Here is a 21308-nt window from a genome sequence, read left to right as displayed (position 1 = left end):
TCCCGGGTGGGGCCGGGAGGCCGGGGCTGTGGGGTGGGTCAGTGGTTGAGGCCCAGGTTGCCGAAGGCCGGGTTCAGGAGGCCGATGACGTTGACGCTGTTGCCGACGGCGTTCACCGGGATGTGGACCGGCGCCTGGACGACGTTGCCCGAGACGATGCCCGGGGAGCCGACGGCCTCACCGTGGGCGTGGGAGCCGTCGGTGGCGGAGGCCATACCCGCGCCGGCGGCGATCAGCCCGCCGGCCACCATCGTCACGGCCGCTGCCTTCTTCAGGTTCTTCACTTGCGAAACCCTCCCTAGCGATTGCCGCGGCACTCGCCGCGGCACGCACTGGAGAACGGCCGGGCGCGGGGGAGGATGCGCCATGTGGGGGACATTCCCACGACAGTATGAATCTCGGACCGGAGGGGAACCCTCCGAGTCACCGCGGCGTACCGGTCGGGCGGTCAGCCGGCCACACCGTGGCGCACGGCCCACAGCGCGGCCTGGGTGCGGTCCGCGAGGTCGAGTTTCATCAGGATGTTCGAGACGTGGGTCTTCACGGTCTTCTCGGAGAGGACCAGCGTCCGGGCGATCTCCCGGTTGGACCGCCCGTCGGCTATCAGGCCCAGCACCTCGCGCTCCCGCTCCGTGAGGGAGCCCCCTCTCCCCTGGCCGGAGCCGCTCTCCTCCTGGGACAGGAGGGCGCCCGCGATCTCGGGCTGCAGCAGGATGTGCCCGGCGTGGACGGAGCGGATCGCGCCGGCCAGCGCGTCGGGGTCGACGTCCTTGTACACGTAGCCCGCCGCGCCCGCCCGCAGGGCCGGGACGACCGTGCGCTGCTCGGTGAAGCTGGTCACGATCAGTACGCGCGCGGGGTGGTCGAGCTCGCGGAGCCTGCGCAGCGCGTCGACGCCGTCCATGCCCGGCATCTTGACGTCCATGAGGATCACGTCGGGTTTCAGCTGCTCTGCGCGCTCGACGCCCTCGGCGCCGTCGGCGGCCTCGCCCACGACCTCGATGTCGTCCTGCACCTCCAGGAAGGTGCGCAGCCCCCGGCGGACCACCTGGTGGTCGTCGACGAGCAGCACCTTGATCGCATCAGCCACCGGGAACCTCCATCTCGATCGTGGTGCCCTTGCCGGGCGCCGAGTCCACGGTCAGTCTGCCGCCCGCGCCGTTCGCCCGGTCCCGCATGGAGACCAGGCCCAGGTGGCGTCCCGCGCGGCGCACCGTGCGCGGGTCGAAGCCGCTGCCGTCGTCGGTGACCCGCAGCACGGCTCCGGGACCGCGCCGGTCCAGCGTCACGTCGACGTGTTCCGCCCCGGAGTGGCGCAGCGCGTTGTGCAGCGCCTCCTGGGCGACGCGCAGCACCGCCTCCTCCTGGGCGGCGGGCAGCGCCTTCACACCGCGGCCGGCGAAGGTCACGCGCGCGGTGTGGGCGCGGTCGAGGACCTGGACCTGGGTGCGGAGGGTGGCGACGAGTCCGTCCTCGTCCAGGGCTGCGGGGCGCAGCTCCACGACGGCGGCGCGCAGCTCGTCGGCCGCCTCGGCCGCGAGCGCGGCGACCTGCTGGAGCTCGCCCTTGGCCCGCGCGGGGTCGCGGTCGACCAGGGTGGCGGCGGCCTGGGCGGTCAGGCGCAGGGAGAACAGTTTCTGGCTGACGGCGTCGTGCAGTTCGTGGGCGAGGCGGGAGCGTTCCTCGGCGATGGTCAGCTCTCGGCTGCGCTCGTACAGGCGGGCGTTGGTGAGGGCGATCGCGGCGTGCTGGGCGAGGATGCCGAGCAGTTCCTCGTCCTCCTCGGTGAAGCCGCAGCCGCCCTGGGGCTTCTCGCACGGGGGGTGTGGGGGGTGTCCCCCCACAGGGCGCAGCTTGTTCGCCAGGAACAGCGCGCCGATGACCTCGTCGCCGTCGCGGATCGGGAGTCCCAGGAAGTCGGCCAGGTCGGGGTGGGCGGCGGGCCAGCCCTCGAAGCGGGGGTCCTCGCGGACGTCGGCGAGGCGCTCGGGCCGGGCCTCGTGCAGCATCGCGGCGAGGATGCCGTGCTGGCGCGGCAGGGGGCCGATGGCCTTCCACTGCTCGTCGCTGACGCCGTCGACCACGAACTGGGCGAAGCCGCCGTGGTCGTCGGGGACGCCGAGGGCCGCGTACTGGGCGTCCAGCAGCTCGCGGGCCGAGGCGACGATCGTCTTGAGGACGTCGCGCACCTCGAGGTGCCTGCTCATGGCCAGCAGCGCGGAGCTCACCGCGGCGAGGCCGGACCGGGGGCCGTGACTCATGTCCTCACGGTACCGGCGGGCCGTGACGGCGCGGATCGGTCGGGTGACGGCCGGGTCCTGGGGCGTTGGACCTAGGACCGGGATCCGGTCCGCGGGGCCTAGGGCGAAGGACCCCGCGGGGTTGGGGCCCGTGCCCGAGGCGGGTGGCGCGAGCCGGTTCCTAGGTTGGGGCCACGCCGATCAGGAGGCGCCGACGACGAGGAGACGGATCATGCCGGTGGCGATCATCACAGGGGCGTCGAAGGGACTGGGCCGGGCGCTCGCCGAGGGCCTGGCGGAGCGGGGCTGGGACCTGGTGCTCGACGCCAGGACGCCGGAGGTGCTCGAGGGGACGGCGGCGGCGCTGGCGTCGTACGGCACGCGGGTGGCGGCGCTGCCCGGGGACGTCACGGACGCCGGGCACCGGGCGGAGCTGGTGGCGGCGGCGTGGCGGCTGGGCGGGGTGGACCTGCTGGTCAGCAACGCGAGTGCGCTGGGCGCGGAGCCGCTGGTGCGGCTGGAGGAGCTGCCGCTGGACGGGCTGCGCCGGGCGCTGGAGGTGAACACCGTGGCCGCGCTGGGGCTGGTGCAGGAGGCGCTGCCGCTGCTGCGGTCGGCCGCGGCGGGCGCGGTGATCACCCTCAGCTCGGACGCCGCCGCCGAGGCGTACGAGACGTGGGGCGGTTACGGGGCGTCCAAGGCGGCCCTGGACCGGCTGGCGGCGGTGCTGGCCGTCGAGGAGCCGGGGCTGCGGGTGTGGGCGGTCGATCCCGGGGACATGGCGACGGACCTGTACGCGGCGGCCGTACCGGACGACGACGGTCCGCGGCCCGATCCGGCGGATGTCGTCCCGGCGCTGCTGCGGCTGCTGGACGAGCGGCCGGCGAGCGGGCGCTACGCGGCCCCCGCCCTGTTGGAGGGACGGCGGTGACGGTAGCTCTGCGCGTTCCCGAGGAGTTGTCGGCCCGGTTGCCGGCCGAGCAGCGGGGGCCGGGCCGTGACAGGGACGACGTGCGGCTGCTGGTGTCGCGGGGCACGGAGGTGTCGCACCACTCCTTCCCGGAGCTGCCGCGGCTGCTGCGGGCCGGGGACCTGCTGGTCGTGAACACGTCGCCCACGCTGGCGGCGGCCGTCGACGGGCGGGTGGGGGACGCGCACGTGGTGGTGCACTTCTCCACGCGCGGGGACGACGGCCGGTGGGCGGTGGAGCTGCGGGAGCCGGACGGGCGGGGCACCACCCGCGCGCGTGCGGGGGTGGGAGGCGGAGCGCCGTCCCGTGCGGGGGGCCGGCTCGCGGGGACGCGGGTGCGGCTGCCGGGCGGCGGGCGGCTGGTGCTGGAGGAGCCGCTGAGTGCCCGCGGGGAGCGGCTGTGGTGGGCGCGGGTGGCCGGGGCGGAGATTCCCGCGGTGCTGCGGGAGCACGGCCGGCCCATCCGCTACTCCTATACGGAGCGGGATCAGCCGTTGTCCGTGTACCAGACCGTGTTCGCGCTGCCCTCCGCCGACGGGACGGGCAGTGCGGAGATGCCGAGTGCCGCGCGTCCCTTCACGGCGCGGCTGGTGACGGAGCTGGTGAGCCGGGGGGTGCAGTTCGCGCCGGTGACGCTGCACACGGGGGTGGCGTCGGCGGAGGCGCACGAGCCGCCGTATCCGGAGCGGTTCCGCGTGCCGGAGGCCTCGGCGCGCCTGGTCAACGCCGCGCGGGCGGAAGGCCGGCGGGTCGTGGCCGTGGGGACGACGGCCGTGCGGGCCGTGGAGTCGGCGGCCGGTGCCGACGGGGTCGTACGGGCCCGGGAGGGGTGGACCGGTCTGGTCGTCACTCCGGAGCGCGGGGTGCGGGTGGTGGACGGCCTGCTGACGGGGCTGCACGAGCCGGAGGCGTCGCATCTGCTGATGCTGGAGGCGGTGGCGGGACGTGCGGCGATCGACCGCGGGTACGGGGAGGCGGTGCGCGGCCACTACCTGTGGCACGAGTTCGGGGACCTCCATCTCCTCCTGCCGTGAGAGAGCCCGGGAACACCCCTCACGCAGTGCATTGCTCAAGCAACTGGCAGTGAGACGGGCGGGGGTGCGATGTGAGCCCGCGCATAGGGTGCACGTCACGTACGAAGGGGAGTAGGAGAGCGACTCGTCCGTTTTGAGCGGGGCAGATGGTCCCGTCTGCCCCGTTTTGCCGGACCCTGATCCACTAGCCGGGATAGTACGTCACACCTTTGCCTCCCGATTTTGCGGTCGCTAAGAATTGCTCTCGTCGCTCAGCGCCGTGGGTTTCGCCCCGCGGTGTTTGTGCCCCGGAAGCACCCCTGTCCCCACCGGACGAGAGCGACCTCCGCGCTATCGAAGAGGTCTATCCCGCCATGCCCAAGAACATCCTCACCCGTGGTTATCGCCGTTCCCTGGACCGCGCTCAGCAGCTGAAGCGCACCCAGAAGATCGCCTTCGCCGGTGTCGGCACGCTCGGCGTCACCGCCGTCGCCCTCGCCGCGTTCCCGGCCGGCGCGCAGACGACGACCACGAGCGAGGCCGCTCCGGCGGCCAAGGTGGCGTACAGCAGCCAGCAGCAGATCAAGGACGTGCACGCCGGCGTCGCCGACCAGCTCGCCGGTGCGAGCCAGAAGGTCGCCTTCATCGAGGCGAAGCAGGAGGCGGCCGCGAAGAAGGCCGCCGCCCAGAAGAAGGCGGCCGCCGCGAAGAAGGCCGCCGCCGAGCGCGAGGCGAAGAAGACCGCGAGCCGGTCCGCCCAGCGCTTCGAGGTCAAGCAGGTCTCCGCGAAGTCCTACCCGAACAACCTGGACGGCTGGATCCGCGAGGCCCGGGCCATCATGGCCAAGCACAACATCCCGGGCAGCTACAGCGGCATCCACCGCAACATCCTCCGGGAGTCCTCCGGCAACCCGATGGCCATCAACGACTGGGACATCAACGCCATCAACGGCATCCCGTCGAAGGGCCTGCTCCAGGTCATCCCGCCGACGTTCAAGGCCTACCACGTGCCCGGTACGTCCTGGAACATCTACGACCCGGTCGCCAACATCGCCGCCGCCTGCAACTACGCCGCGGACAAGTACGGCTCCATGGACAACGTCGACAGCGCGTACTGAGGTCGGCGCGGACCTCTTCACGCCGGGCTCCGACGAACGCCGAAGGGCGGCACCCTCCTGACGGGGTGCCGCCCTTCGGGGCGTGGGGCCGGGCCTACTTGCGCATGACCTCGGGCTCGTGGCGGCGCAGGAAGCGGGCCACGAAGAAGCCGCAGATCACGCCGAGGACGATCAGCGCGGCCATGTCCATGCCCCAGGCGCCGACGGAGTGCTCCCACAGCGGGTCCGTCCCGGCGCCCTCCTCGGGCGGGCTGATCTTGTTGAAGTCCAGCGTGGCGCCCGCGGCGGCGACCGCCCAGCGCGAGGGCATCAGGTACGAGAACTGGTTGACGCCGACCGCACCGTTCAGGGCGAAGAGGCAGCCGGTGAAGACGACCTGGATGATCGCGAACATCACCAGCAGCGGCATGGTCTTCTCCGCGGTCTTCACCAGCGACGAGATGATCAGGCCGAACATCATCGAGGTGAAGCCCAGCGCCATGATCGGCAGGGAGAGCTCGACCATCGTGGCGCTGCCGAGGACCAGGCCCTCCTGCGGGATCTCCCGGCTGGCGAAGCCGATCACGCCGACCAGCAGGCCCTGGAAGACGGTGATCATGCCGAGCACGAACACCTTCGACATCAGGTACGCGGACCGGGACAGGCCGGTCGCGCGCTCCCGCTCGTAGATCACCCGTTCCTTGATCAGCTCGCGGACGGAGTTCGCGGCACCGGCGAAGCAGGCGCCGACCGCGAGGATCAGCAGGACCGTGGTGGCCGTGCCGTTCGGGATGATCCGGCCGGTCTTCGGGTTGGCCGGGTTGGGCAGCAGGCCCTTGTCCGCGTCGATGAGCAGGCTCACCGCGCCGAGCACGGCCGGCAGGATCACCATCAGGGCGAGGAAGCCCTTGTCGGAGGCGATCACCGACACGTAGCGGCGCACCAGCGTGACGAACTGCGACATCCAGCCCTGCGGCTTCGGCGGCCTCATGGCCTGCATCGGCGGGACCTGTACGGCCTGCGGTGCGACGGCGTCGATGTCCGCGGCGTACATCTGGTAGTGCTGCGAGCCCTTCCAGCGGCCCGCCCAGTCGTAGTCGCGGTAGTTCTCGAAGGCGGAGAAGACGTCGGCCCAGGTGTCGTAGCCGAAGAAGTTCAGCGCCTCCTCGGGCGGGCCGAAGTAGGCGACCGAGCCGCCCGGCGCCATCACCAGCAGCTTGTCGCAGATCGCCAGCTCGGCCACCGAGTGGGTCACGACGAGGACGGTGCGGCCGTCGTCGGCGAGGCCGCGCAGCAGCTGCATGACGTCGCGGTCCATGCCCGGGTCGAGGCCGGAGGTCGGCTCGTCGAGGAAGATCAGCGACGGCTTGGTCAGCAGCTCCAGGGCGACCGAGACGCGCTTGCGCTGGCCGCCGGACAGGGAGGTGACCTTCTTGTCCTTGTGGATGTCGAGCTTGAGCTCGCGCAGCACCTCGTCGATGCGGGCGTCGCGCTCCGCGCCGGTGGTGTCGGCCGGGAAGCGCAGCTTGGCCGCGTACTTCAGGGCCTTCTTGACGGTCAGCTCCTTGTGCAGGATGTCGTCCTGCGGGACCAGACCGATGCGCTGGCGCAGCTCGGCGAACTGCTTGTACAGGTTCCGGTTGTCGTAGAGGACCTCGCCCTGGTCGGCGGGCCGGTAACCGGTGAGCGCCTTGAGCAGGGTCGACTTGCCGGAGCCGGACGGACCGATGACGGCGATCAGCGACTTCTCGGGGACGCCGAAGGAGACGTCCTTGAGGATCTGCTTGCCGCCGTCGACCGTGACGGTCAGGTGGCGGGCGGAGAAGGACACCTCACCGGTGTCGACGAACTCCTCGAGCCGGTCGCCGACGATGCGGAACGTCGAGTGGCCGACGCCCACGATGTCGGTCGGGCCGAGCAGCTGGGAGCCGCCCTTGGTGATCGGCTGGCCGTTGACGTACGTGCCGTTGTGCGAGCCGAGGTCGCGGATCTCCATGCGCCCGTCGGGCGTCGAGTGGAACTCGGCGTGGTTGCGGGAGACCTGGAGGTCGGAGACGACCAGGTCGTTCTCCAGGGCGCGGCCGATGCGCATGACGCGGCCGAGCGAGAACTGGTGGAACGTGGTCGGGCTGCGGTCCCCGTGGACCGGTGGCGCCCCCGCCGCGCCGCCGGGTCCCTGCTGCTGGGGGAAGTGCGCCGCGGGCTGCTGCTGCTGCGGTGCGGGCTGCTGCGGCACGGCCTGCTGCGGCTGCTGCCAGCCGGCCTGCTGCTGCGGGGCCTGCGCCGGTGCCTGCTGCGCCCAGCCCGCGTGCGCGCCCTGCGCGGCGTACGGCTGCTGCTGCGGCTGGGCCTGCGGCGTGCCGGCGGCGGACTGCCCGGCGGTCAGGCTCAGGCGCGGTCCGTCGGTCGCGTTGCCCAGGTTCACCACCGTGCCGGCGCCGAGCTCCATGTGCTGGATCCGCTGCCCGTGCACGAACGTGCCGTTGGTGCTGCCGTGGTCCTCCAGGACCCAACTGCGGCCGTTGAAGCTGATCGTGGCGTGGCGCCAGGAGACCCTGGCGTCGTCGAAGACGAGTTCCCCCTGCGGATCGCGCCCGAGCGCGTAAGACCGGGACGGATCGAGCGTCCAGGTACGTCCATGAGATTCCAGTACGAGTTCCGGCACTCCATGCCCCACTAGTCGTCCCCCGAATTACCCCCGTCGCGGGGAGTCTAGGGATGTCGAACATCGAGGGGAACTATTCCAGGCCCGGGCCCCTGACCGAAAGTCGGGCCTTGTGAAGACCGCGCACAGGGCCACCCGCCGTTTCCGTTGACGGGGTTGAAACCTGCCCGGAGAGTGGTAATCCACGCGAGGGGGACATGCGCGGCGACCCCGCCGCGCAGCGGATCGGGGGGTCTGCCATGAGCGCGTCCACGAGCGTCGGGAACGAGGGACACGGCACGGGGGTGCCGTGGGCGGACGTGGTGCTGTCCGCGGTCGCCTCCGTGAGCTGGGCGTTGATCGGCATGGCGGGAACGGCGGCGCTGGGACTGCGGCTGCTGGACGCGGACGCGGCGGGCTCCCTGGGGCCGATGACGGCGGCGACCGTGGCGCTCGGCGCGGGCGGGTCGGTCACGCCGTCCGGCGACGTGTCCGCGTTCGGACTGAAAGGCGCCGAGGCGCACACCGCCATCGAGATCACGCCACTGGGCGTCGGCCTCGTCGGTGCGGTGCTGCTGTCGTTCTTCTTCCTGCGGTCCTTGCGGACGGCGGGAGTTGTGGTCACGCCCGCCGAACTCCTCGCCCGCGCGGGGGCGGTGACGGCCCTGTTCGTGGCGATGCTGGGCGGGCTGGCCCGGGCGGGGCACGACGTCGTGACGATCGACGGCGGCTCGCTCGGGCTCGACGACCTGCCCGGCGGCGCGGGCGGTGGCGGTGGCGCGGAGATCCCGGGGCTCGGTGACCTCGGGGACCTCGGCGGCTTGCTGCCCGACCGGATCGGTGACCTGGTCGGTGCCGAGGCCGCGGTCGCCTTCCGCGTCGAGACCGCGCCGACGCTGCTGGGGGGACTGGTCTGGTGCGTCGGGGTCCTGCTGGTCGCGCTGCTGGCCTCGCGCCGCACCCCCCTGCCGCGCGGGTGCGAGGCCGTGCACCGGGTGGTGCGGCCGGCCGCGTCCGCCCTGGTCACGGTGGCGCTGACGGCGGTGGCGGCCGGGTACGCGGCGGCGGCGTACGCGGCGATCGGCGACGACCGTCCCCGCCGGATCGCGGGGGCCGCGCTGCTGGGCGCGCCGAACGGCGTCTGGCTCGGCGTGCCGGTCGGCCTGTTCGTACCGTGGGACGGGCGGGCGAACGGTGCGCTGTCCCGGTTCCTGCCGGACCCGCTGGACGAGCTGCTGGGCAGCGGTGCCGACGAGCCGGTCACGCTGGGGCGGCTGGCGGATCTGGACGGGCGGGTGTGGCTGCTGGGCGTGGCGGCGGCGTCGCTGATGCTGCTGGCGGGAGTGCTGACGGCGGTGCGGACGCCGGTGGCGCCGTCCGATGCGCGCGGCCCGGGGCCTGTCGGGCGGTGTGCCCTGCGGCTGGGGATCGCCACCGCGCTGGCGCTGCCGCTGCTGGCCCGGTTGACGGAGGTGTCCGTGGACGCCTCGCTGTCGGTGCTCGGCATCGACGCGTTCGGCGCCGGTGTCGACCTGCGCGGCCACCTCGGCGCGGCGCTGCTCCTGGGGGCCGTGTGGGGCGCGGGCGCGGGGGCCACCGGGGCGCTGCTCGCGCGGGCGAGCGGAGCGACGGGACGGCGGGCGACGCCGTTGGCGCGGAGTGCCGTCGGGGCGGGCGCCGGCGGGGTGACGGGAGACGCTGGGGCGGCCGGAAGCGGTGGGGGCGGGCTCGGCGGGACGGCGGGAGACCCCGGCACGAGGTTCGCCGGGCCGGCGGGAAGCGCCGGGGCCGCTGAGCCCGCCGGGCCCATAGGCGGACGCAGGGCCGTGGGGCCGCCGGATGCCCCGACGCACCGGCCGTCGTACGGCGACGCCCCGGGCGCCGGGAGCGCGGGGCCGGGCGGGCCGTACGGGCCGTACGGGCCGTACGGCCCGTACGGTGCGGCGTACCGGCCGCCCGACCCGGACACCAACCCCTACCTGCGCGCGCCGGGCGCCCCGCGCGGACCGGAGGACGCCCGGCCCCCGGGCGCGGCCCCGCCGGGTGAGCGGCCGGGCGGGACGGGGCACGGTGAGCCACGTCCGCCGGAACCGGAGCAGCCGTCCGACGACGGCGACGACCTGTACGGCGCCCCGACCGTGGTCGGCCCCCTGGACCCGCGTCCGCCGGGGCGGCCTCCGCGTCCCGGGGAGCGGCCCGGGAACCGGTGGGGCGACCCCCCGCCCCCACCACCGCCACCGCCGCCACCACCTGCGCCTCCACGGCGGCCGAGGGGCGGCCGGTGACCCTGCCGCCTGCACAGGGCCGGGAGTGCCACCGGCCGGGCACACCGCGGCCGTCCGGACCGCGGCGAGCACCGCACCGAGCCGGCGGGGCAGCGGAGCGACGGGCCAGCGGAGCGGGTGCCCGCCGGGGTGCGGCGTCGGGGACAGGCGGTCGCCGGACGCGGCGTCCGGAACGGCCGGCGGCGTCGGCCCGGCACCGGTTCTCGTGACCGGATGCCGTACGGTCCGGCCGTGCCCGCGCAACCCGTGCGCCGTCGGGTGTTCCGTGTCCGTCAGGCGGACCTCGCGGGCGGGAGGCACCGGGTGCCGGATACGGTGGGAGCACCATGAGCGCTACGCAGACCTCTGACGTTCCCACTCTTCTCGTCAAGATCTTCGGCAAGGACCGGCCGGGCATCACGGCCGGCCTGTTCGACACCCTCGCCGCCTACTCCGTCGACGTGGTCGACATCGAGCAGGTCGTCACCCGTGGCCGGATCGTGCTGTGCGCGCTCGTGACCGAGCCGCCCCGAGCGCTGGAGGGCGATCTACGGGCGACCGTCCACAGCTGGGCGGAGTCGATGAAGATGCAGGCGGAGATCATCTCCGGCATCGGCGACAACCGGCCGCGCGGCCTCGGCCGCTCCCTGGTGACCGTGCTCGGCCACCCGCTCACCGCCGAGGCGACGGCCGCCATAGCGGCCCGGATCACCGGGACGGGCAGCAACATCGACCGTATCTTCCGGCTCGCCAAGTACCCCGTGACCGCTGTCGAATTCGCGGTGTCCGGTGTGGAGACCGAGCCGCTGCGCACCGCCCTGGCCACCGAGTCGGCGGCGCTCGGTGTGGACGTCGCGGTCGTCTCGGCCGGCCTGCACCGGCGGGCGCAGCGCCTGGTCGTGATGGACGTGGACTCCACGCTGATCCAGGACGAGGTCATCGAGCTGTTCGCGGCGCACGCGGGCTGCGAGGACGAGGTCGCCGAGGTGACGGCGGCGGCGATGCGCGGGGAGCTGGACTTCGAGCAGTCGCTGCACGCGCGCGTGGCGCTGCTGGCGGGGCTGGACGCCTCGGTGGTGGAGAAGGTGCGCGCCGAGGTACGGCTGACGCCGGGTGCCCGCACCCTGATCCGCACGCTGAAGCGGCTCGGATACCAGGTGGGGGTCGTCTCCGGCGGCTTCACCCAGGTCACCGACGACCTGAAGGAGCGGCTGGGGCTGGACTTCGCCCAGGCGAACACGCTGGAGATCGTCGACGGCCGGCTGACCGGCCGGGTCACCGGGGAGATCGTGGACCGGGCGGGCAAGGCGCGGCTGCTGCGCCGGTTCGCCACCGAGGCGGGCGTACCGCTGTCGCAGACCGTGGCGATCGGGGACGGCGCCAACGACCTGGACATGCTGAACGCGGCCGGGCTCGGGGTCGCCTTCAACGCCAAGCCGGTGGTGCGCGAGGCGGCGCACACCGCGGTGAACGTGCCGTTCCTGGACACGGTCCTGTATCTGCTGGGCATCACCCGCGAGGAGGTCGAGGCGGCGGACACGCTGGACGAGGACCTCGGCCTTCACCTCGACCGGCCCTGATCCACCCGGTCCCGATCCGCCCGGACCGCCGGAGGGCGTCGTGCCCGAAGGCCGGTACGGCGAGGGCCCGGACCGCGCGGGTGCCGGGCACTGCCGTGCCGGGTCGGATCAGTCGGTCGGTGCCCAGTAGTCGTCCAGCGAGGCCACGCCCGGCTCCAGGGTCTTCCAGGAGTCGGTGAAGGACAGGACGGCGAAGGCCGCGGTCGGGAAGCCGCGGCGGCCCATCCGCTCGCGGACGTCGTCCCCGGCCGAGCCGGCCAGGACCTCGGTGAGGCCCTCCATGCCGGGGTTGTGGCCGATCACCAGCACGTTCCGCAGGTCGTCGGGGATCTCGTTCAGCACGGCGATCAGTTCACCGGGCGAGGCCTCGTAGATCCGCTCCTCGTAGACCGTTTTCGGCCGGTGCGGGAACTCCGCGACGGCGATCTTCCAGGTCTCGCGGGTCCGCACGGCGGTGGAGCACAGTGCCTGATCGACGGGGATGCCGGTGTCGGCGAGCCGGCGCCCGGCCTCTGCGGCCTCCTTGCGGCCTCGTTCGGCGAGCGGCCGCTCGTGGTCGGACACCTGTGGCCAGTCGGCTTTCGCATGCCGGAAGAGGATGATCCTGCGGGGTTCTGCGACGCTCATGGCATCCAGCTTCGCATGAAACAGGCCACAGGGCGCAGGGAGTTGACATGCGGATTCACCGGGGGAACGTACGACCGGAGGGCGCCGTCGGCCTGCCGCGTGCCCCGGGTCCGCCGTCCGGCGTCAGCGGGCGACCAGGTGCTGCACCCGCTCCAGGAGGTGCGCGATCACCGGCTCGCCGCCGGCCGCGTGGGCGTCCGACGGGTTGAGCATCAGCAGGAGCAGCGTGACGAAGGCGAGCACGGGCAGGGCGATCGCCCACCAGGGCAGCCGCATCTCGACGCGCCCCCGGGTCGCCGGGTGGGGCCGGGTGCAGGTAGGGGCCGACATGAGTGCCTCCGGTGGTCTTCGGACGTCCCTGGTCCGTGCTCCGCGATCCGCCTGTCGCGGTCACGTCTCGACGCTACGGAATCCGCGGGGTCCGGCCCATCCGGAGGTCCACCCACTCGACCCTGACCCTCGCCCCCTAGGGGACGGGGGGTTAACCCCACCCCCGGCCGGTCACGGCGAGGCGATCGTCGCGATGATGCCGATGATCACGAAGATCGCGAGGAAGGCGCCGAGGACGAGCAGCAACTTCTTCTGGCTGTGCTGGGGGTTCGGATCCAGGACTGGCATGGTGCCAGTCTCGCACCCCGGCCCCGCGCCGGGGTCAGCGGGCCGCTTCCTCCTCCACGGTGCGGTCGCGTCCCGCGAGGACGCCCACCACCATCTGCGGCACCATCAGGGCGGCCATCAACGCGATCGGCAGGCCCCAGCCGCCGCTGTGCTGGTAGAGCACGCCCACCAGGAGCGGTCCCGGGATGGAGATCAGGTAGCCGGTGCTCTGCGCGAAGGCGGACAGCTGGGCGACGCCCGCGCCCGTCCTGGCCCGCATCCCGACCATGGTCAGGGCGAGCGGGAAGGCGCAGTTGGAGATGCCGAGCAGCAGCGCCCAGGCCCAGGCGCCGCCGGACGGGGCCAGGTACAGCCCGGCGTATCCGGCGAGCCCGCACAGGCCGAGGACCACCACGACGGGGCCCTGCTGGGGCAGGCGGGTGGCGACGCGCGGGATGACGAAGGCCAGCGGCACGCCCATCACCATGATGACGGCCAGCAGCAGGCCGGCGGTGCCGGCGGACACCCCGGCGTCCCGGAAGATCTGCGCCGCCCAGCCCATCGTGACGTAGGCGCCGGTGGCCTGGAGGCCGAAGAAGACGGCGAGCGCCCAGGCGGTGCGGCTGCGGGTGATCCGCAGGGCGGGCCGCCCGGTCGGGCCGTCCGTACCGGCGGGGGCGTCGGTGGGGGTCTCCTGGTCGGAGGGCGCCTTCCGGTTCCGTACGAACGGGATCCACGGCAGGACGGCCGCCGCCGCCAGCGCGGCCCACACCGCGAGGCCGGGCTGCCAGTCGCCGCCCAGCGCGTTCGTGACGGGCACGGTCGCCGCGGCGGCGATCGAGGTGCCGAAGGCGAGGGCCATCGAGTACAGGCCGGTCATGGAGCCGACCCGGTCGGGGAAGAAGCGCTTGACGATGACCGGCATCAGGACGTTGCTGACCGCGATGCCCATGAGCGCCAGCGCGCTGGCGGCCAGGAAGCCGGCCGTGCCGCCGGCGTACGGGCGTATCAGCAGGCCCGCGGCGACGGCGACCATGCCCGCGCACACCACCGCGCCGGGCCCGAAGCGGCGGGCGAGCCGCGGGGCGGTGACCCCGAAGACGGCGAAGCAGAGCGGCGGGACGGAGGTGAGCAGTCCGGCGACGCTGCCGCTCATGCCGAGTCCGTCGCGGACCTCCTCCAGGAGCGCGCCCAGGCTGGTGATGGCCGGGCGCAGGTTGAGCGCGGCCAGGACGATGCCGAGCATGAGCAGACGGGTGGTCCACGTCGTCCACGCGCGCGTGCCGGGCTGCCCGGCCCCCGGTGATTCCTCGGGTTCCCGGGCGTCGCGTGCTGCCGACCCGCCGAGGGCCGTGGGGTTCAGCGTCCGGGTTTCGTCACTAGCCATGAGACCCATCATAGAATCATGGGATGATTGGTTGTCCACCCGCGATTGTCCGCCGCGGGATCCGCGTGCGAAGGTGAGCCATGCCTCTGAGCCATCCCCGTCGTTCGGCACTGTCCGAGCAGGTCATCACGGCGTTGCGGCAGCAGATCGCCTCGGGCGAATGGCCGGTCGGCTCCCGCATCCCCACCGAGCCCGAGCTGGTCGAGCAGCTCGGGGTCGCCCGGAACACGGTCCGTGAGGCGGTCCGCGCGCTGGCGCACAACGGGCTGCTGGACATCCGCCAGGGCTCCGGCACCTACGTCGTGGCGACCAGCGAGCTGGCGGGCGTGATGCACCGCCGCTTCGCCGACGCCGACCCCCGGCACATCGCCGAGCTGCGCTCCACGCTGGAGTCGGCGGCCGCCAGGCTCGCGGCCGAGCGGCGCACGGAGAAGGACCTCAAGCAGCTCGACGCGCTCCTGGCGCGCCGGGAGGAGGCGTGGGAGTCGGGCGACACGGAGGCGTTCGTGACGGCGGACGCGACCTTCCACCTGGCCGTCGTGGCGGCCTCGCACAACGAGGTGATGACCGCGATGTACGCGGACCTCGGTGAGGTGATGCGGGACTGGCTGCGCGAGGACGTGGGCAGCGCGCTGACGCCGGAGACGCACATGGACCACACGCGGCTGGTCGACGCGATCCGCGCGTCGGACGCGGCGACGGCCGGCCGGGAGGCGGCGGACTACCCGTTCCTGTGCCGCCCGGGCCGGCTCGGTACGGCCGGCTCGCCCGCCTGAGGCCGGTGGGGTCCGCCCGCCGGCCGCTCCGCCCCACCTGCCGGTTCAGCCGAACGGGTGACAACGCGAAGGGCCCGCGCCCCGAAGGGGACGCGGGCCCTCGAAGGCGCTCGGTCAGGCGCCGATGGCGTGCAGGCCGCCGTCGACGTGGACGATCTCGCCGGTGGTCTTCGGGAACCAGTCGCTCAGCAGGGCGACGACGCCCTTGCCGGCCGGCTCCGGGTCCTTGAGGTCCCACTCCAGCGGGGCGCGGCTGTCCCACACCGAGGCCAGCTCGGCGAAGCCCGGGATGGACTTGGCGGCCATGGAGCCGATCGGACCGGCCGAGACCAGGTTGCAGCGGATGTTCTGCTTGCCGAGGTCACGCGCCATGTAGCGGCTGGTGGCCTCCAGCGCGGCCTTGGCCGGGCCCATCCAGTCGTACTGCGGCCAGGCGTACTGCGCGTCGAAGGTGAGGCCGACGACCGAGCCGCCGTTCTGCATCAGCGGCAGGCAGGCCATGGTCAGCGACTTCAGGGAGTACGCCGAGACGTGCATGGCCGTGGCGACCGACTCGAACGGCGTGTTCAGGAAGTTGCCGCCGAGCGCGTCCTGCGGCGCGAAGCCGATGGAGTGGACGACGCCGTCGAGGCCGCCGAGCTCCTCGCCGACGACGTCGGCCAGGCGCCCGAGGTGCTCGTCGTTGGTGACGTCGAGCTCGATGACCTTGGTGGGCTTGGGCAGCTTCTTGGCGATGCGCTCGGTCAGCGTGGGCCGCGGGAACGCGGTCAGGATGATCTCGGCGCCCTGCTCCTGGGCCAGCTTGGCGGTGTGGAAGGCGATGGAGGACTCCATCAGCACACCGGTGATCAGGACGCGCTTGCCCTCGAGGATTCCGCTCATGGTGTTCAGTGACCCATTCCCAGTCCGCCGTCAACGGGGATGACGGCTCCAGTGATGTACGACGCGTCGTCCGAGGCGAGGAACCGCACCGTCGCGGCGATCTCCTCCGGCTGGGCGTACCGGCCGAGCGGCACCTGCGACACGATGCCGGCCCGCTGCTCGTCGGTGAGCACCTTGGTCATGTCGGTGTCGACGAAGCCGGGCGCGACGACGTTGAAGGTGATGTTGCGCGAGCCCAGCTCACGGGCGAGCGAGCGCGCGAAGCCGACCAGCGCGGCCTTGGACGCCGCGTAGTTCGCCTGCCCCGCGGAGCCGAGCAGGCCGACCACCGACGAGATCAGCACGACGCGGCCCTTCTTGGCCCGCAGCATGCCGCGGTTGGCGCGCTTGACGACCCGGAAGGTGCCCGTGAGGTTGGTGTCGACGACGGAGGTGAAGTCCTCCTCGGACATGCGCATCAGCAGCTGGTCCTTGGTGACGCCGGCGTTGGCGACCAGGACCTCGACGGGACCGTGCGCTTCCTCGATCTCCTTGTAGGCCTGCTCCACCTGCTCGCTGTCGGTGATGTCGCACTTGACGGCGAGGAAGCCGGCGGGCGGCTCACCCGAGCGGTACGTGATCGCGACCTTGTCGCCGGCGTCGGCGAAAGCGCGGGCGATGGCGAGGCCGATGCCCCGGTTGCCTCCGGTGACGAGAACCGAGCGGCTCAACGGATCACCCTTTCAGTTGCGGTCTGATGTCCGCCCGCCCCCCGGTCGACGGGCGGCGGTGGCAGGCGGCTTCCCCGAAAACCTATCGGTCCCCACCCGCCCGCGAGGAATCGGGCACCCACAGTGGCTCACGGCACTCACTGTCGGGTCCCTACAGAAAGGCACCGGCTCCGGACGGAAAGGTGTGGTACTCGTACCGGCCGACGCGACATGATGCGGCGCAGCCCCCGGTACCGCCGCGGACGACCGGTCACGTCGACAGAAAGAGACACAGGTGCCTCATAGCATCGACGAAGCCTTCCTGGCCCTCCCCCTGCGCGCCCTCGCCGACGCCGCGCTCGCCCGCGCGCGTTCGCTGGGCGCCGAGCACGCGGACTTCCGGCTGGAGCGGGTGCGCAGCGCCTCCTGGCGGCTGCGGGACGCCAAGCCCGCCGGGTCGTCGGACACCACCGACCTCGGGTACGCGGTGCGCGTGGTGCACGGCGGGACGTGGGGTTTCGCGTCCGGTGTGGACCTCACGCTCGACGCCGCCGCCAAGGTCGCCTCGCAGGCGGTGGCGATGGCGAAGCTGTCCGCGCAGGTCATCAAGGCCGCCGGCTCGGACGAACGCGTCGAGCTCGCCGACGAGCCCGTGCACGCCGACCGGACGTGGATCTCGTCGTACGAGATCGATCCCTTCACCGTGCCCGGCGAGGAGAAGGCGGCCCTGCTGGCCGACTTCAGCGCGCGGCTGCTGGCGGCCGACGGGGTCGACCACGTCGACGCCTCGCTGCTCACCGTCCACGAGAACAAGTTCTACGCCGACAGCGCGGGAACCGTGACCACGCAGCAGCGCGTGCGGCTGCACCCGGTGCTCACGGCCGTGTCGGTGGACGACTCCAGCGGCGAGTTCGACTCCATGCGCACCCTCGCGCCGCCCGTCGGACGCGGCTGGGAGTACCTCACGGGCACCGGCTGGGACTGGGACGCCGAACTGGCGGAGATCCCCGGGCTGCTGGCCGAGAAGATGCGCGCCCCGAGCGTGGAGCCGGGCCTGTACGACCTGGTCGTCGACCCGTCCAACCTGTGGCTGACCATCCACGAGTCCATCGGGCACGCCACCGAGCTGGACCGCGCCCTCGGCTACGAGGCCGCCTACGCCGGCACCTCCTTCGCCACCTTCGACCAGCTCGGCAGGTTGCGCTACGGCTCCGAGCTGATGAACGTCACCGGCGACCGCACCGCCGAGCACGGCCTCGCGACGATCGGGTACGACGACGAGGGCGTCGAGGGCCAGTCCTGGGACCTGGTGAAGGACGGCACGCTGGTCGGCTACCAGCTCGACCGGCGCATCGCGAGGCTCACCGGGTTCGAGCGTTCCAACGGGTGCGCCTACGCCGACTCCCCCGCCCACGTGCCGGTGCAGCGCATGGCCAACGTGTCGCTGCGGCCGGATCCGGGCGGCCTGTCGACGGAGGACCTGATCGGGGGCGTGGACCGCGGGATCTACGTCGTCGGGGACCGGTCGTGGTCCATCGACATGCAGCGCTACAACTTCCAGTTCACCGGGCAGCGGTTCTTCCGGATCGAGAACGGGCGGCTCGCCGGTCAGCTGCGGGACGTGGCCTACCAGGCGACGACCACCGACTTCTGGGGGTCCATGGCGGCCGTCGGCGGCCCGCAGACGTACGTCCTGGGCGGTGCCTTCAACTGCGGCAAGGCCCAGCCGGGGCAGGTCGCGGCGGTCTCCCACGGCTGCCCGTCGGCCCTCTTCAAGGGAGTCAACATCCTCAACACCACGCAGGAGGCGGGTCGATGAGCGCGCGCACGGACAAGCCGCACGAGATCGTCGAGCGGGCGCTGGAGCTGTCCCGGGCGGACGGCTGTGTGGTCATCGCCGACGAGGAGTCCACCGCCAACCTGCGCTGGGCCGGCAACGCGCTCACCACCAACGGCGTCACGCGCGGGCGCACCCTCACCGTCGTCGCCACCGTCGACGGGCAGCAGGGCACGGCGTCCGGGGTGGTGTCGCGCTCGGCGGTGACCGCGGACGAGCTGGAGCCGCTGGTGCGGGCCGCGGAGGCCGCCGCGCGCGGCGCCGGTCCCGCCGAGGACGCGCAGCCGCTGGTCACGGGCGTGCCCGCCTCGCCCGACTTCACCGACGCGCCCGCCGAGACGTCGTCGGCCGTGTTCGCCGACTTCGCGCCGGCCCTCGGGGAGGCGTTCGCCCGTGCGCGTGCGGGCGGGCGGGAGCTGTACGGCTTCGCCCGCCACGAGCTGACGTCGACGTACCTGGGCACGTCCACGGGTCTGCGGCTGCGGCACGACCAGCCCACCGGGACGCTGGAGCTGAACGCGAAGTCCCCGGACCGCACCCGGTCGGCGTGGGCGGGGCGCTCCACGCGGGACTTCAAGGACGTCGACCCGGCCGCGCTCGACGCCGAGCTGGCCGTACGGCTCGGCTGGGCCGAGCGGCGGGTGGAGCTGCCCGCCGGCCGGTACGAGACGCTGCTGCCGCCGACGGCGGTCGCGGACCTGCTGATCTACCAGCTGTGGTCGGCCTCGGGACGGGACGCGGCCGAGGGGCGCACCGTGTTCTCGACGCCGGGCGGCGGCACGCGCGTCGGCGAGCGGCTCGGCGAGCTGCCGCTGACCCTGCGCAGCGACCCCCACGAGCCGGGCCTGGAGAGCGCGCCCTTCGTGATCGCGCACTCCTCCGGCGGTGACCAGTCGGTGTTCGACAACGGGCTGCCGGTGGCGGCGACGGACTGGATCCGCGCGGGCGAGCTGAACCGGCTGACCACCACCCGGCACAGCGCCGCGCTGACCGGGCTGCCGGTGGCCCCGGCGATCGACAACCTCGTCCTGGAGGGCGGCACCGGCCGTTCCCTGGAGGAGATGGTCGCCGGCACCGGGCGGGGGCTGCTGCTGACCTGCCTGTGGTACATCCGCGAGGTCGACCCGGCGACGCTGCTGCTGACCGGTCTGACCCGGGACGGCGTCTACCTCGTCGAGGACGGCGAGGTCGTCGGCGAGGTGAACAACTTCCGCTTCAACGAGTCGCCGGTCTCCCTGCTGGGCCGGGCCACGGAGGCCGGGCGCACGGAGAAGACGCTGCCCAGGGAGTGGGGCGACTGGTTCACCAGGTCCGCGATGCCCGCGCTGAGGGTGCCCGACTTCAATATGAGCTCTGTCAGCCAGGGCGTATAACCTCGTACCTGATTCCGAGCCCATCCGAGGAGACAAGAGAACCGTGACGGACATCGTCGACGAGCTGAAGTGGCGCGGGCTGTTCGCCCAGTCCACCGACGAGGACGCTTTGCGCAAGGCGCTCGCGGACGGTCCCGTCACGTTCTATTGCGGCTTCGACCCGACCGCGCCGTCCCTGCACGTCGGTCACCTGGTGCAGGTGCTCACCGTGCGCCGGCTCCAGCAGGCCGGTCACCGGCCGCTGGCGCTGGTCGGCGGTGCCACGGGCCAGATCGGCGACCCGCGGCCGACCGCGGAGCGCACGCTGAACTCGCCGGAGACCGTCGCGGGCTGGGTCGAGCGGCTGCGCGGCCAGATCGAGCCGTTCCTGTCCTTCGAGGGCGAGAACGCGGCCGTGATGGTCAACAACCTCGACTGGACCGCGAACCTCTCGGCGATCGAGTTCCTGCGGGACATCGGCAAGCACTTCCGGGTCAACAAGATGCTGACGAAGGACTCCGTCGCCCGGCGGCTGGAGTCCTCCGAGGGCATCAGCTACACGGAGTTCAGCTACCAGCTCCTCCAGGCGATGGACTTCCTCCAGCTCTACCGGCGCTACGGCTGCACGATGCAGCAGGGCGGCAGCGACCAGTGGGGCAACCTGACGGCGGGCCTCGACCTGCTGCACCGGCTGGAGCCGGACGCCACGGTCCACGCCTACGCGACGCCGCTGATGACCAAGGCGGACGGCACCAAGTTCGGCAAGACCGAGGGCGGCGCCGTCTGGCTGGACCCGGAGATGACCACGCCGTACGCCTTCTACCAGTTCTGGCTGAACGTGGACGACCGGGACATCTCGCGCTACCTGCGCATCCTGTCCTTCCGGTCCCGTGCGGAGCTCGAGGAGCTGGAGCGGCAGACCGAGGAGCGTCCGCAGGCCCGGGCCGCGCAGCGCGCGCTGGCGGAGGAGCTGACCACGCTGGTGCACGGTGCCGGTCAGACGGCCGCGGTGATCGACGCGTCCAAGGCCCTCTTCGGACAGGGCGACCTGGCCGGGCTGGACGACAGGACGCTGGCCGCGGCCCTCTCCGAGGTGCCGCACGTGAAGGTCGCCGAGCTCGGTCCGGTGGTGGACCTGTTCGCCGAGGTCGGCCTGGTGGCCAGCAAGTCCGCCGCGCGCCGCACGGTGAAGGAGGGCGGCGCCTACGTGAACAACGTCAAGGTCACCGCCGAGGACGCGGTCCCCGCCGCGGAGGACCTGCTGCACGGGCGCTGGCTGGTGCTGCGCCGCGGCAAGAAGAACCTGGCCGCGGTGGAGGTCACCGGCGCCTGACAGGCGCACGAAGGGGCGGT

At 72.9% G+C, this 21308-nt stretch carries 19 protein-coding genes; 9 read left to right on the top strand and 10 right to left on the bottom strand.

Going from position 1 to position 21308, the window contains the following annotated elements; genetic code table 11:
* Positions 1–38 precede the first annotated feature (38 nt).
* The 3 genes from chpE to JHAT_RS14590 form a co-directional block, all read right to left on the bottom strand.
* Complete coding sequence (gene chpE, locus JHAT_RS14600; RefSeq protein WP_077798593.1) at positions 39–284, bottom strand: chaplin ChpE; 246 nt, start codon at positions 282–284, stop codon at positions 39–41.
* 164 nt (positions 285–448) lie between these two features.
* The gene (locus JHAT_RS14595; RefSeq protein WP_077798592.1) at positions 449–1090 is read right to left on the bottom strand and encodes a response regulator transcription factor; all 642 of its coding nucleotides are present in this window, start codon (positions 1088–1090) and stop codon (positions 449–451) included.
* Positions 1083–2261, bottom strand: a complete 1179-nt coding sequence (locus JHAT_RS14590; RefSeq protein WP_077798591.1) for a GAF domain-containing sensor histidine kinase — start codon at positions 2259–2261, stop codon at positions 1083–1085. The genes JHAT_RS14595 and JHAT_RS14590 overlap by 8 nt, the downstream gene beginning before the upstream one ends.
* A gap of 211 nt (positions 2262–2472) precedes the next feature.
* Between JHAT_RS14590 and JHAT_RS14585 the strand changes: the two genes are divergently transcribed.
* The 3 genes from JHAT_RS14585 (at position 2473) to JHAT_RS14575 (ending at position 5341) form a co-directional block, all read left to right on the top strand.
* Positions 2473–3171 carry an SDR family oxidoreductase gene (locus JHAT_RS14585; protein WP_077798590.1) on the top strand — a complete coding sequence of 233 codons (699 nt, stop codon included), beginning with the start codon at positions 2473–2475 and terminating at the stop codon, positions 3169–3171.
* Entirely contained in the window at positions 3168–4244 is a 1077-nt protein-coding gene (locus JHAT_RS14580; RefSeq protein ID WP_077798589.1) for an S-adenosylmethionine:tRNA ribosyltransferase-isomerase, read from the top strand. The genes JHAT_RS14585 and JHAT_RS14580 overlap by 4 nt, the downstream gene beginning before the upstream one ends.
* A gap of 353 nt (positions 4245–4597) precedes the next feature.
* Entirely contained in the window at positions 4598–5341 is a 744-nt protein-coding gene (locus tag JHAT_RS14575) for a transglycosylase SLT domain-containing protein (RefSeq protein WP_077798588.1), read from the top strand.
* A gap of 94 nt (positions 5342–5435) precedes the next feature.
* Here the strand turns inward: JHAT_RS14575 and JHAT_RS14570 are convergent, their stop codons facing one another.
* Positions 5436–7985: an FHA domain-containing protein gene (locus JHAT_RS14570; RefSeq protein WP_171990896.1), complete on the bottom strand. Its 2550-nt coding sequence runs from the start codon at positions 7983–7985 to the stop codon at positions 5436–5438.
* Between the two features lie 239 nt (positions 7986–8224).
* On the opposite strand from JHAT_RS14570, the gene JHAT_RS14565 reads away from it, so the two are divergent.
* Together JHAT_RS14565 and serB are read left to right on the top strand one after the other, a co-directional pair.
* The gene (locus JHAT_RS14565; RefSeq protein WP_171990895.1) at positions 8225–10249 is read left to right on the top strand and encodes a streptophobe family protein; all 2025 of its coding nucleotides are present in this window, start codon (positions 8225–8227) and stop codon (positions 10247–10249) included.
* A gap of 326 nt (positions 10250–10575) precedes the next feature.
* Positions 10576–11808 carry a phosphoserine phosphatase SerB gene (gene serB, locus JHAT_RS14560; RefSeq protein WP_077798585.1) on the top strand — a complete coding sequence of 411 codons (1233 nt, stop codon included), beginning with the start codon at positions 10576–10578 and terminating at the stop codon, positions 11806–11808.
* Between the two features lie 108 nt (positions 11809–11916).
* On the opposite strand, the gene JHAT_RS14555 is transcribed toward serB, so the two are convergent.
* The 4 genes from JHAT_RS14555 to JHAT_RS14540 form a co-directional block, all read right to left on the bottom strand.
* On the bottom strand, positions 11917–12435 hold the full coding sequence (locus tag JHAT_RS14555; protein WP_077798584.1) for a histidine phosphatase family protein: 519 nt from the start codon (positions 12433–12435) through the stop codon (positions 11917–11919).
* Positions 12436–12558: 123 nt separating this feature from the next.
* On the bottom strand, positions 12559–12765 hold the full coding sequence (locus JHAT_RS14550) for a hypothetical protein (protein ID WP_077798583.1): 207 nt from the start codon (positions 12763–12765) through the stop codon (positions 12559–12561).
* 171 nt (positions 12766–12936) lie between these two features.
* Entirely contained in the window at positions 12937–13053 is a 117-nt protein-coding gene (locus tag JHAT_RS35260; protein WP_077798582.1) for an SGM_5486 family transporter-associated protein, read from the bottom strand.
* 34 nt (positions 13054–13087) lie between these two features.
* Positions 13088–14419, bottom strand: coding sequence for a CynX/NimT family MFS transporter (locus JHAT_RS14540; protein WP_077798610.1), 1332 nt, complete (start codon positions 14417–14419; stop codon positions 13088–13090).
* An 80-nt stretch (positions 14420–14499) separates the two neighbouring features.
* Between JHAT_RS14540 and JHAT_RS14535 the strand changes: the two genes are divergently transcribed.
* A complete protein-coding gene (locus JHAT_RS14535) occupies positions 14500–15195 on the top strand; it encodes a FadR/GntR family transcriptional regulator (protein WP_077798581.1) in 696 nt (231 codons plus the stop codon).
* 114 nt (positions 15196–15309) lie between these two features.
* On the opposite strand, the gene fabI is transcribed toward JHAT_RS14535, so the two are convergent.
* Complete coding sequence (fabI, locus tag JHAT_RS14530) at positions 15310–16077, bottom strand: enoyl-ACP reductase FabI (protein ID WP_077798580.1); 768 nt, start codon at positions 16075–16077, stop codon at positions 15310–15312.
* A 5-nt stretch (positions 16078–16082) separates the two neighbouring features.
* On the bottom strand, positions 16083–16787 hold the full coding sequence (gene fabG, locus JHAT_RS14525; RefSeq protein WP_077798579.1) for a 3-oxoacyl-[acyl-carrier-protein] reductase: 705 nt from the start codon (positions 16785–16787) through the stop codon (positions 16083–16085).
* A 274-nt stretch (positions 16788–17061) separates the two neighbouring features.
* Here fabG and JHAT_RS14520 point away from each other — a divergent pair, with 274 nt between their 5' ends.
* Genes JHAT_RS14520 through tyrS form a run of 3 tightly spaced genes read left to right on the top strand, consistent with a single transcriptional unit; the run spans position 17062 to position 21288 of the window.
* The gene (locus JHAT_RS14520; protein WP_077798578.1) at positions 17062–18585 is read left to right on the top strand and encodes a TldD/PmbA family protein; all 1524 of its coding nucleotides are present in this window, start codon (positions 17062–17064) and stop codon (positions 18583–18585) included.
* Complete coding sequence (locus JHAT_RS14515; protein WP_077798577.1) at positions 18582–19976, top strand: metallopeptidase TldD-related protein; 1395 nt, start codon at positions 18582–18584, stop codon at positions 19974–19976. The genes JHAT_RS14520 and JHAT_RS14515 overlap by 4 nt, the downstream gene beginning before the upstream one ends.
* Before the next feature lie 43 nt (positions 19977–20019).
* Positions 20020–21288 carry a tyrosine--tRNA ligase gene (gene tyrS / locus JHAT_RS14510; protein WP_077798576.1) on the top strand — a complete coding sequence of 423 codons (1269 nt, stop codon included), beginning with the start codon at positions 20020–20022 and terminating at the stop codon, positions 21286–21288.
* The last annotated feature ends 20 nt before the right edge of the window (positions 21289–21308 follow it).

This window comes from Streptomyces sp. JHA26 (assembly GCF_002005565.1).
Classification (GTDB): Bacteria; Actinomycetota; Actinomycetes; order Streptomycetales; family Streptomycetaceae; genus Streptomyces.
Note: the sequence above shows the minus strand (reverse complement) of the source record. Positions and strands in the feature narration are given on the sequence as shown.